The sequence below is a fragment of the Pseudomonas sp. P108 genome, from assembly GCF_032613195.1.
Classification (GTDB): Bacteria; Pseudomonadota; Gammaproteobacteria; order Pseudomonadales; family Pseudomonadaceae; genus Aquipseudomonas.
On sequence record NZ_CP126691.1, the window covers coordinates 3,803,034 to 3,815,178 of the forward strand.

Sequence of the window (12,145 nt, forward strand, 5' to 3'; positions counted from 1 at the left end):
TTTCCCTGGATGACCTGTAGAACGGAAGGCGAGTATGCATACGCATTGACAGTAAGACTGACAGTCTCGCCTTCGGAGCTGCTCCTCCAGGAATTTATTCCGTTGAAGTCCTGCTGTGCACCAGCATGACGATAATCGAACCCCAACTATTTCTCTGCTGTTGATCTGTCATAAACATCAGATCTTGAGACAGATGGGATTTTCAGATCTACATCTCTCCCTCCCCCATCGGCAACGCCAACACAACCCGCGCCCCACAAGGCGCATTCACCTCCGCCCACAAGCGTCCGCCATGCGCCTCAATGATCGACCGGCAGATCGACAGCCCCATCCCCAGCCCGGTGGATTTGGTGGTGTAGAACGCAGTGAAGACCTCCTCCACCCGATTGCAGGCGAATCCCGGCCCGGAGTCGCTGACGGTAATCCGCACGTTTCCACCGGCACGATCGCTGGTGATAGACAGCCGACGCTCGCCCTCCTCCATCACCGCCATGGCCTCCAAACCATTGACGATCAGGTTGAGCAGAACCTGTTGCAACTCAACCCGGTCGGCCAATACCGCCGGCAAGTCGCTGGCCAGTTGCACGGACACCACGACCCCATATCGAGTCGCCTCACTGCGCGTAAACCCGACCATCTCATCCACCACCGCATTGAGATCCAGCGCTTGCCGTTGCGGTGGTGTCTTGCGGATCAGCGCGCGGATGCGACCGAGCACGTCGGCTGCGCGGTTGCCATCGTTGATGATGCGCTTGAGCCCCAGTTCGACTTCATCGGTGTTCGGCGGTTGTGCGCCGAGCCAGCGCAACGCGGCGTTGGCATTGGTCACGGTGGCGGCGATCGGCTGGTTGACTTCGTGAGCGATGGACGCCGCCAGTTGGCCCATGGTCGCCACGCGGTTGGCGTGGGCCAATTCCGCTTGCACCTCGCGATACCGGCGTTCGCCTTCGCGCACTTGTTCTTCCGCCTGTTTGCGTTCGCTTAAATCAAGCACGAATGCCACGCCCTGTTGCTGACTGGCTTCGAACGCGGCCAGACCGACAATCACTGGCAGCCGACTGCCGTCCTTGCGGATGTATTCCTTCTCGAACGGCTGGGCGCGCCCGGTGCGGATCGCCGTCGCCAGCGCCGCTTCGCTTTCGGCGCGTCGTGCCGGCGGGGTCATGTCGCGCCAATGCACGTTTCCCGAGAGCAGATCATCGCGTTGGTAACCGACCATGCGCAGGAAAGCGTCATTGGCCTCGATGATTTCTCCTTCGACACTCCAGACAATGATGCCGATGATGTTGGCGTCGACCAGCCGGCGAATCTTTGCTTCACGCTCGGCGACGTCGCGATACAGCCGCGCGTTGTCCAGCGAGATTGCCGCTTGTGAAGCGACCAGCCGCAAAACGGCAATGCGCGCCGGGCTGAACACGCCGGCCGACAGATTGTTTTCCAGGTACAGCGCCCCAGCGACCCGACCTTGATTCATCAATGGCAGGCACAGGATCGAGCGGACGCCGTGCTGTTGCATGTACGGATCAGCGGCGAATGCCGGATCGGCGACGGCATCGTCCAGACATAGGTTTTCGCCGGTGCGCAGGGTCTGGTAGAGCACCGATTCGGCCAGCGCGGTTGCGTTGATCGGCTCATTGCAGAGTAATGTGCTGCTGTCGCCAATGCGGGTTCGCGCGGCGATATACGGCGTCTCGCCTTCGGTGAGAATCAGCACACCCTGCTCGGCGCCGGCCTGTTCGATGGCGGTGCGCATGACCGTTTCAATCAAGCGGTCGAGAACAATTTCGCCAGACACGGCCTGGGACACCTTGAGCACTGTGGCCAGATCCAGATGCTCAACGGCGGTGATGATGGTCGCTGTCGCGCTCGGCTGCGCGTCTTCCTGGCGCAGAAAACGGTGCCGCCGCTCCAGTTGCCGCACCTTGCCATCGGCCCCCCAACGCAGGTAACCGTAGCGCGCGTCTTGCAGGTAGACGCGGGCGATTTTCGCCAGACCGCGAGCACCGTAGAAACGCGACGCCAGTTCGTTGGCCAAAGCCTCAATGTGAACGAAGCCGCTATCCACCGCCAATTGAATCGCCTGCTCGTACAGCAACTCTGCTTCGATCGGTTGCCCCGCAACCCGAGCGATTTCGGCACCGACCAGCGCTACATGACTGGCGAAGGTTTCGGCACACTGTTGTGCCCAGATTTGCAGTTGATCGTGGTGCTCTGCCAAGCGTTGCAGTGGATCGGTATCGGCGTCGCCATGAACAGCCAATGTCAGCGCTGCGTAGAAGTGGTATTCGGCCTCCTCGAAAAACGAAGAAATTACCCACATCAATTCCCGGGCCTGGGCCGCGCATTCAGCCGCTGCCGCGTAATCCCCGGCCAGATAGCGCGCCTGCAACTTGCGCACCCAATATTTGCCACGGGCCAACGCCAGATCAGGCGCAGCGAGGTTCGTCTCGAAGCGCGTTTCATCAAATTGTTCATCGTTGAAACTGCCAAATTCCACAGTCTGCCCGCGCAGCATGCGGATCAATGCTCGTTGGCAACTCATGAAGCTCACCACCAACCCGAAGCGGATTTTCTGCGCGTAGGCCAGCCCCGCCTCGGCCTGAACCTGCACCTCCGCCAGCGGCTCGCCAATAAACAGCAGGTCAGAAATCAGGCTGTTGCCGGCATAGGCCGCGTAGGGCAAATCGCCGATGCGGTTCGCGGCGCTAAGTGCACGGCGCAGCAATTCGCGGCACTCGCGCACTGGGCGCATCCAGCGCACCACGAAGATCGAGAAGCACAGATAAGTGCTCGCCTCGTAGCGTGTCAGGCCGCGGCGGTCGACCAGATCACACCCCAAACGGCCAAAGTGGTAGCCAGCGGCATAGTCGCCGAAGCGCCGCCCGGCGACACGGGCAACGTTGGCGTAGAGCACGCAAGAGGCGTCGCAATTACCCTGTTGCAGGCTCAGGCTGACGGCTTTGCAAATGGTAAGGCAGGCAAGGTTCGCATCTGACTGCAACGCCGGAGCGAACAGTTTGCTCAACGCATCCAGCGTCACCAGTGAGGCCGGATCTTCCATCAACGGCAAGTCGATCAGTTGTTCGATGCTGCGTTCGCCCAGTTGCACCCAGATCTGCTGGTATTCCCGGCGCACTTGCTGATCGTCCGGATGTGCCGTCCAGTCGATGCCAACCTGGCGCAGATAGGCCAGGCAGACGGCAACCGCGCGGTCGCTGCGATCGAGCAAAAGGTAGACATCCATGTGCAGACACGTCACCGCGGCGCGCTCCACTGTGTTTGCCGCGCGCTCGGCCAGAACCTGCAATCGGGAGTCGGCCAGCGCAAATTGTCCGGTAAGAAATTCGCACTCGGCGCGGTTCAGCTCCAGGGCAAACGCCAACTCATGGCGGCTGTCATAGCCTTGTTCGCCAAGCACCGTCGCGCCCGCGCCCAAATAGGTCAGCGCGGAGGTGTAAGCGGTCGAAGCCTTGGCACGCTGACCGGCGAGCAGGTTGAATTCGGCCAACTGCTCACGCTCGGACCGGGCGCTGATCAGGCTGGCGCCGCGATTGAGCTGGCCGACGATTTCAAAGATTGCCTCTTCGCGGCCCTCGCCCGGCGTTTGCAGCGCCAACAGCCGGCCGATGCGCAAATGCGTCTGCGCGCGCTCGGCTTCGGCAATCAGCGAGTAAGCCGCCTCGTGCACACGGTCGTGTGCAAACGCACAGGCGCCGTCCAGCCGTTCAACCAGATCCTGGCGCACCGCCGGCCACAACGCCGCGTGCACGCGAGCCGTGGACAGATCGAGGACAGTGGCCAGCGTATCGATCCGCGCGACGTTCCCCAGGCACGCCAGTTGTTGCAGGGCCTGGCGGGTTTCCAACGGCAAACGCGCCAGCTTGCCGACCATCAGATCGACAACGTTGTCGGTGTAACCTTTGCCGTTGATCAACTCCAGATCCCAGCGCCAACGGTTGAACTGATGGTCGTAAATCAGCAGTTCTTCCTCGGCGAGAGCCTGGAGAAACTGGATAACGAAAAACGGATTGCCGCCGGTCTTGTCCAGTACCAGCCGCGCCAGAGTGACGATGCTCGCGGGTGGGCAACGCAGGGCTTCGGCAATCAGTTGTTCGATGTGCACACCGGCGAGCGGGTTCAGGCGAATCTCGTCGATGTGCGCGCCGGCATTGCGAATGGCTTTGAGTTTGCCGCTGAGCGGATGGTCGGCATCAACCTCATTATTGCGGTAGGCGCCAACCAGCAGCAGATAGCCAACCTCCGCGCGGGTCAGCAGATCTTCGAGCAGATCCAGTGTCGCCGCATCCAGCCATTGCAGGTCATCGAGGAACAGCGCTAACGGGTGTTCAGGTCGGGCGAAGACGCTGATAAAACGCTGTAGCACCCGCATGAACCGCTGCTGAGCTTGTTGCGGTTCAAGTTCCGGCACCGGTGGCGGCTCGCCGATAATCAGTTTCAATTCGGGGATCAGTTCGGTCATCAGACGCGCGTTCGGTGACAGTGCCTGCAACAGCGCCGCGCGCCATTCAACGAGCACTTCGCGGCGCTTGCCCAGCAGCGTACGCACCAGCCCCTGAAAGGCCTGAACCAGCGTCGCATAGGGAATATCGCGCTTGTACTGGTCGAACTTGCCGCAGGCAAACAAGCCGCGCGAGGGCACCAGCACTTTATGCAACTCGTTGACCACAGAGGACTTGCCGATGCCGGAATAACCGGAGACCAGCACCATTTTCGGCGATTGGGTTTGTACCATGTGGGCGAACGCATCAATCAGCGTTTGCACTTCGCGCTCGCGACCGTAGAGCTTTTCCGGGATCAGCAGGCGATCGATGGCGCCCTGCTTGTTCAGCGTGAATGTCTCGATGTGCCGGTCGCGGCGCCAGTCGTCCAGGCAACGGCGCAGGTCATGCTCGACACCGGCAGCGGTTTGATAGCGCTCTTCAGCGGTCTTGGCGAGCAACTTCATGACCACCCGCGAGAGCATCACCGGCACGGTGGCCACCCGTTGACAGGCCGGCATCGGCAACCGCGCGATATGGCAATGCACCCACTCCATCGGGTCATTGGCGCTGAACGGCAGCGAACCGGTGAGCATTTGATAAAGGGTCACGCCAAAGGCATACAGATCACTGCGCGAATCGATCGAGCGATTCATCCGCCCGGTTTGTTCAGGCGCCATGTAGGCCAGGGTGCCGGCGATGGTTTCCGGTGGCTCCGGCGCCTGCCGTTCACGGGGCAGACGTGAGGCGAGACCGAAGCCGGTCAGCCGTGCCTGGCCGTCGCTGCAATTGACCAGAATGTGTTGCGGCTTGAGGTCTTTGTGCACCAGACCGCACTGGTGCAGACGGCCCAGCGCCACGGCGATATTGATTGCCAGCAGCAGGGCGGTCTCGGTGTCCAGCGGAGCGGTCAGCAAGCGCGACAGCGGCTCACCGCCGGGGTCGTCGAACACCAGGCATGTCGTTGCGCCTGCGCGTTCAAGGACTTGCGGTTGCAGCGCCCATTCAGCGTTGAGATCGTCCTTGAGGCTGTATTCATGCGCCAGGCGATCAAGGGTCGCAGGCAGCGGCTGAGCGAGGGCCGGGCGCATCACCAGAACACTGTGACGGCCCTCCCTCTGGTCGCGTTCGCGAGCAAACACCCGTTCGCCGTCGTCCCACAACATCTGCTTTTTGCTGGCCATATGTGTCGACACCGTCAATGGGTTGCTGCTCAACCGTTGCGGCGCGCGGGCTCGATGCCCAGGGCTTCGGCTATACGCACCAGATCCGCCACTGAGCGGGCTGACAGTTTTTTCATCACCTGGCCGCGATGGACTTTCACCGTCACTTCGCTGAGGTTGAGTTGCGCGGCGATCTGCTTGTTCATCAGCCCTGCGATGACAAACCCCAGCACCTCACGCTCACGCACGGTCAGCGTCTCGTAAGCCAGACGCATAACCGCGCCAGACTGCTCGGCAAGCAACCGCGCACTGTCCCGGGCCAGCGCGCTGGCCACGGCGTCGAGCATGTCCTGATCGCGAAACGGCTTGGCGAGAAAGTCCACTGCACCCGCCTTCATCGCCTTGACGGTCATGGCGATATCGCCATGACCGGTCATGAATACGATGGGAATGCGCACGCCGGTCTTTTCCATCTGCTCCTGAAAGGTCAGGCCGCTTTCACCCCGCAGGCGCACATCGAGCACCAGACAACCGGGGACATCGCGTTTGGCCGATGCGAGAAAATCCTGGGAGGTTTCGAAGGTCTGCACCTGCAGGCCGATCGAACGCAGCAAACCGTCGAGAGCCTGACGCATGGAGGCGTCGTCGTCGACCACATAAACCACCGGTTCCCTCAGCACGGGCGGGCTTGCGCTGGGGCTGGAATGCGACCACAGAGTCATCGTGAGTCCTCGGCGAGATCGCAACGCGTGCGATGTGCAGGTGAATTAATCTAGTCCATGATGGCAAACGCAGCCAGATGCCAGCCAAACGGTCGCGCAGCAGGCTAGCAGTCGGCGCACGTTGCCGACAGGCCAGAAAACCCTGAATATCGGCCATGCCGCAACCGTCCCACTTCAGCCGATTGAACAGGCAGATTTCGATGCCCAGCGTTTCCCCGCAGCCCGGCACTTCAACCGCGCAATCACGCGACGTGGTTTTCATCGCCTACCCGCGAATGAGCCTGCTCGACCTCAGCGGTGCACAAACGGTGTTCTGGGCCGCGAGCAAAGCAATGTCCGAACGCAGTCAAGCGGGCTATCAACTGCACACCGCCAGCCTTGAAGGCGGGTTGGTGCACACCGTCGAAGGTTTGGCCGTCGACACCCGCGCGCTACGCGATCTGAACATGGCCGCACTGGATACCCTCGTCGTCCCCGGTGCCCCGGACATCTGCCAGACCCTAGACGAGCATGGCCAACTGACCGACTGGCTGCGTCGCGAGGCGCCGAGCGCGCAACGCGTGGTCTCGGTGTGCAGTGGCGCGTTCCTGCTGGCCAAGGCTGGCCTGCTCGACGGCTGTCGCGCCGCAACGCACTGGGCCATGTGCGAGACGTTGCGCGAACGCTTCCCGACGATCGAAGTGGATGCCGATGCGATTTTCATCCAGCAAGGGGCGGTGTGGACATCGGCGGGGGTCACGGCCGGTATCGATCTGGCGCTGGCGCTGGTCGAGGCGGATGCCGGCCGCGAAGTGGCCTTGCAGGTAGCCCGCGAGCTGGTGGTGTACCTCAAACGCCCCGGTGGTCAGGCGCAATACAGCACGTTGCTGCAAGCGCAGGTGCAGGACAGCCCGTTGTTCGAGCCGCTGCACCTGTGGCTGATGGACAACCTCGGCGATCCCAGACTGAGTGTGGAGCGTCTCGCCGAGCAGGCCAGAATGAGCCTGCGCAATTTCACCCGGGTCTACAAACAGAACACCGGCCGCACGCCATCCAAAGCCATCGAACTGTTCCGCCTCGAAGCGGCCAAGCGTCTGCTGGAAAACTCGGCGCACAACATCGACAAGGTCGCGCGCCTCTGCGGTTTCGGTGATGAAGAGCGTCTGCGCGCCTGCTTCCAGCGTCACCTGTCGATTTCTCCGCGTGATTACCGTAGTCGCTTCACTCGTGAAGGCTGATCGCCGGAAGCGCTGACTATCAAAGGGTCTCGACGCGCTATACCTAGGTATAGTTTTGCGCCAGCGCGGACGGCGTATGGTGCAAGAACGACAGGAGTCGTCACGCTTGCCCATCCGGTCAGGGAGCCCTATGCACAACACGGTTGTCATTGCAGTGGTTGACGACGACGAGGCCATTCGCAGTGCGCTGGAAAGCTTGTTGCGCGCCAGCGGTTATCGGGTACGGACCTTTCCCGACGCCCGCACCTTCCTTGAATCAACAGGGCCTGAGCAGGCGCACTGCCTGATTTCCGATATCCAGATGCCCGGCATGAGCGGCCTGCAACTCAATGAGGCGTTGCAGGCGCAAGGCTGGCGCATCCCGGTGATTTTCGTCACTGCTCATCCCGATGACGTGAACACCCGAGTCCCCGGAGTGGTGGCTTGCCTGCCCAAGCCCTTCCAGGCCGATGACTTGCTCAGCCATATCAAACAAGCCCTGAATAGAACCCCTCCCGTGTAGGAGCTGCCGAAGGCTGCGATCTTTTGATGTTGCCTTTTAAAAGCAAGATCAACAGATCGCAGCCTTCGGCAGCTCCAGCAGTTCGATACCTTCGTATACCTCCCTTCGACCCATGCGTAATCCACGCACACCGATGGACAACTGCGCCCGCGCCTCCCACGCCATAGCATTGCTTTCGACAGCGGGCGATTAAGCGCCATGCAGTACGGCAAGCAGTTTGCGGCGGCCAGTGATCGTCACGCCAAGGTCGAAACGACCCGGTTTTATCCATCCATCAGCGTCAGGGAGCACATTATGAAACAGCAATTATTGGTGATCGGTGCAGGGTTCGGTGGGCTATGGAGCACGTTGAGCGCCGCGCGTTTGCTGGATATGCATGACCGCAACGATGTGGAAATCACACTGCTCGCCCCGCAAGCCGAACTGCGCATCCGTCCGCGTTTCTACGAACCCGATGTGCACAGCATGTACGCGCCGCTGGATGCACTGTTCGCTGCCGTCGGTGTGCGTTTCGTCAAAGGCACCGCCGAGAGCATCGACGGCCAGGCACGTCGCGTTGGTTATCGTGATGAAAGCGGTCGTCCGGGTGAGCTTTCTTACGATCGACTGGTGCTGGCCAGCGGCAGCCAACTGGCCCGTCCGCCGGTGCCGGGGCTGAAAGAGCATGCGTTCGACGTCGACCAGATCGAATCGTCGGCGCGCCTGGAACGCCACCTCCATTCGCTGGCCAGTCAACCGGTCAGCAAGGCCCGCAATACCGTGGTCATCGCCGGGGGTGGTTTCACCGGTATCGAAACCGCGACCGAAATGCCGAGCCGTCTGCGCGCCATTCTCGGTGACGATCAAGACGTCCGGGTGATCATCGTCGACCGCAGCAAAGACATCGCCGCGACCATGGGCGACGGCATCCGCCCATCCATCATCGAAGCATCAAAAGCACTGGGCATCGAATGGATCGTCGACGCCAGCGTTGCCGCCGTGGATGCCAACGGCGTCACCCTCGCCGACGGCCGTCACATCGAGAGCAACACGGTGATCTGGACCGTGGGTTTCCGCGCCAGCCCGCTGACTGAACAGCTCAATGCCGAGCGCGATGGCCAGGGTCGTCTGCACGTCGACGGCAACCTCAAAGTGCAAGGCCTTGAACACGTGTTCGCCGCCGGTGATGTCGCCCGCGCCGCCACCGACGACGTCGGTAATTTTTCGGTGATGTCCTGCCAGCACGCGATCAGCCTCGGCCGTCACGCCGGCAACAACGCCGTCGCCGATCTGCTCGGCTTGGCACCGACCACCTACCGTCAGCCGAAATACGTGACCTGCCTCGACCTGGGCGCCTGGGGCGCGGTGTACACCGAGGGCTGGGATCGCCAGCTGAAACTGGTGAAAGACGAAGCCAAGGAACTGAAGACGCAAATCAACAGCGTATGGATCTACCCGCCGGTCGCCGAGCGTAGCGCCGCTCTAGCCGCTGCCGACCCTGCGATTCCGGTGGCCTGATCTGCCCCGAGCGCCCAAGAACCGATGTCTTGCCTGATAAAAAGGAGAACACCATGACCATGCATCTGGATTCCTTCACCGCCAACAGCGCCACCCTGCAAACCCCGACCGAAGAGCTGGTGCCGTCGCGCTACGCGCTGCGCCTCGGTGACATCGACGTGATGGTAATCAGCGACGGCGTTCTGCCGCTGCCGACCCAGACCATGTCGACCAACGCCGATCCCGCCGACCGCGCTGAGTGGTTCAAAGAGATGTATCTGGGCCCCGACGCGTTCGACTGGGCACTCAATGTGCTGGTGGTACGCAGCGGCGAACAGGTGATCCTTGTCGACGCCGGACTTGGCGGCCAGTTCCCCGGCTTCCCCCGCGCCGGGCAGTTTCCCAAACGCCTCGCGGCGGCCGGCATCGACCTCGCAGACGTCACCGATATCGTCATCACCCACATGCACATGGACCACATCGGCGGACTGCTCGTCGACACGGTGAAAAACCGCTTGCGCGACGACGTGCGCATCCACGTCACCGCCACCGAAGTCGACTTCTGGACCTCGCCGGACTTCACCAGCACCGACATGCCCGCGCCGGTGCCGGACGTGCTGCGCTCGACCGCCAATGCGTTCATCCAGCAGTACCAAAGCAAGCTGCGCATCTTCGAAGACGCGTTCGAAGTCGCCCCCGGCGTAGTCGCCAAAATCACCGGTGGCCACACCCCGGGCCACTGCGTGGTCTACGTGACCTCCGGCGCCGAACGCCTGACTTTCGCCGGCGACGCCCTGTTCCCGGTGGCCTTCGACCACCCGGACTGGCACAACGGCTTCGAGCACGACCCAAATGAAGCCGTGCGCGTGCGCGTGCGCCTGCTGCAGGAAGCCGCCGCCAGTGGCGAACTGTTTGTCGCCACACACCTGCCCTTCCCGTCGGTCGGCCGCGTTGCCGTCAATGGCGAGGCGTTCCGCTGGATTCCGGCGATCTGGGATTACTGATTGAGCTAGCGCCACACCGCTTCGCCCGGCCTTGGTCGGGCGAAGTTGTTTTCGCCTGTTACAGATCCGTTCCGGGACAACCGCTACCTTTCCTCTTTTACATGGAACGACGCTCGATCCTTGTTCTCTACCGCTGAACCTACAGCGGAGGGATTGACCATGATTGCCCCTGAAACCGGTATGAAACCGGGTGAGCGTTATCGCATTGAAAGCGTCGAGCGCGCGCCGCAATTTCCTGGGTTTTTCCTCGACGGCAAGTATTACCTGGGCCCCGAGTTGCAGACGGCCGTTGGCTGGCTCGAAGGGCAGCATTTCCTGTATGACCAACTTGATCCCAATGGCGACCCGGTTTATCCGGACAGAATCGTCGGCACGATCACCGCGCGGACACTGGAACTGTCAGATGGCCTGCGTATGAGCATCGATGAAATACCGTTTCAGGCAGAAGCCGTTGCGCCATTCCAGACGCCTGACAAAGCGACCATTGAAACCCGACCACTGGCGATATCTCAGCGACGTACAGCCACTGGCTTTCGACAGCCGATGCAGCCTTCGGCGCTCCTGGTTGCAGGTGCAGCATTGCTGGTCGGGCTGTGCCTGTTGGCGATCAATCGTTCTGGCCGTCGAGTCAAATAGGCTTTGCACGACCTGGGCGGTGAGCGCTTTTCGTCACGGCCCACGATCAAAGGCTGATCACAGCGTTTGCCTCGCGCATGAAGATTTCCACGGTCTTCGGGCCGATGCCGTCGAATTCCGCCAGTCGCTTCTCAAACGCCGGGCGATCAGCGCTGACCTCGACCATATGGCTGACCGTGCCCGCGTACTCGTCGTTAAGCTTGCGTGCCAAGGCGTGCAGCCGCACGGCGGTGGTCTCGTCGTAACGCACGTAATGCGCCTCCCCGAGCATCGCGACCAGCTCACGATGGCTGCACGCAGCCAGTTTGCGCGGTGTATCGCGCCCGTGTTTATCGGCAATCACCCGATAGGCTTCGGCGGCTATTTCGGCCTGTATCCGCTTGCCCATCAGGAAACTGGCAAGCAGCCATTTGAACAGTGCAGCGTCATCGTTGTGCTTGAGCTGAATGTTCAAATCCCTGGCGCTGATCGTCTTGTTCACCGGGTACCTCCGGGGTTGAAATCGAGGGGATTTTTCGTGTTCTGTCTGCTTGGCAAAGGCTTGATCTTTAGGCCGCCGCCGGTTCCAACCGTTCAAAGCAAAACAATTGTCAGCAGCCTGAAACAAACCCCGAAAATCCTTTGAATTTTTTCCGTCGGCAAAACTCATTTGCGTATGAGCGTAAGGAGGAACGCATGAGCAACGTCGACATCTTCGTCATCGAATACAAACTTCACGGCCAGCCAAAGTCATTCGTCATCCGCGCAAAAACCATGCGCAACGCCGACGCATGGCATTGGGCGAGTTGCGACGCCGGCATCGCGCCGATTCCCAAACCCGGCAAGCCACCGTTGAAAGTCATCTCCAAACCCCAGGCCGAACGGTTTGGCATCACCGAGGTGAAATGGCGCGAAACGGCGACGGTGGACTGGATGGAGGCTTAGTC

Annotated in this window: 9 protein-coding genes; 6 read left to right on the forward strand and 3 right to left on the reverse strand. The window is 61.3% G+C overall.

The genetic code is table 11. From position 1 onward, the window contains the following. Positions 1–208: 208 nt before the first annotated feature. Positions 209–5,683: an AAA family ATPase gene (locus tag QOM10_RS16675; protein WP_316916553.1), complete on the reverse strand. Its 5,475-nt coding sequence runs from the start codon at positions 5,681–5,683 to the stop codon at positions 209–211. 29 nt (positions 5,684–5,712) lie between these two features. Further along, positions 5,713–6,384 carry a response regulator transcription factor gene (locus QOM10_RS16680; protein ID WP_122660604.1) on the reverse strand — a complete coding sequence of 224 codons (672 nt, stop codon included), beginning with the start codon at positions 6,382–6,384 and terminating at the stop codon, positions 5,713–5,715. Positions 6,385–6,584: 200 nt separating this feature from the next. On the opposite strand from QOM10_RS16680, the gene QOM10_RS16685 reads away from it, so the two are divergent. The 5 genes from QOM10_RS16685 to QOM10_RS16705 all read left to right on the forward strand — a co-directional run bounded on the left by QOM10_RS16685 (position 6,585) and on the right by QOM10_RS16705 (position 11,219). Next, positions 6,585–7,601 (forward strand): GlxA family transcriptional regulator, encoded by a 1,017-nt coding sequence (locus QOM10_RS16685; RefSeq protein WP_127928322.1) that lies wholly within the window; start codon positions 6,585–6,587, stop codon positions 7,599–7,601. A 130-nt stretch (positions 7,602–7,731) separates the two neighbouring features. Then, positions 7,732–8,103 carry a response regulator transcription factor gene (locus QOM10_RS16690; protein ID WP_150774782.1) on the forward strand — a complete coding sequence of 124 codons (372 nt, stop codon included), beginning with the start codon at positions 7,732–7,734 and terminating at the stop codon, positions 8,101–8,103. A gap of 294 nt (positions 8,104–8,397) precedes the next feature. After that, complete coding sequence (locus QOM10_RS16695) at positions 8,398–9,600, forward strand: NAD(P)/FAD-dependent oxidoreductase (protein WP_150750998.1); 1,203 nt, start codon at positions 8,398–8,400, stop codon at positions 9,598–9,600. A 53-nt stretch (positions 9,601–9,653) separates the two neighbouring features. Then, positions 9,654–10,583 carry an MBL fold metallo-hydrolase gene (locus QOM10_RS16700; protein WP_127928328.1) on the forward strand — a complete coding sequence of 310 codons (930 nt, stop codon included), beginning with the start codon at positions 9,654–9,656 and terminating at the stop codon, positions 10,581–10,583. Between the two features lie 159 nt (positions 10,584–10,742). Then, on the forward strand, positions 10,743–11,219 hold the full coding sequence (locus QOM10_RS16705; protein ID WP_150750997.1) for a short chain dehydrogenase: 477 nt from the start codon (positions 10,743–10,745) through the stop codon (positions 11,217–11,219). 46 nt (positions 11,220–11,265) lie between these two features. On the opposite strand, the gene QOM10_RS16710 is transcribed toward QOM10_RS16705, so the two are convergent. Beyond that, on the reverse strand, positions 11,266–11,700 hold the full coding sequence (locus QOM10_RS16710; protein ID WP_150774784.1) for a DNA methylase: 435 nt from the start codon (positions 11,698–11,700) through the stop codon (positions 11,266–11,268). 194 nt (positions 11,701–11,894) lie between these two features. Here QOM10_RS16710 and QOM10_RS16715 point away from each other — a divergent pair, with 194 nt between their 5' ends. Beyond that, the gene (locus QOM10_RS16715; protein WP_016984867.1) at positions 11,895–12,143 is read left to right on the forward strand and encodes a DUF6555 family protein; all 249 of its coding nucleotides are present in this window, start codon (positions 11,895–11,897) and stop codon (positions 12,141–12,143) included. Positions 12,144–12,145: the final 2 nt, after the last annotated feature.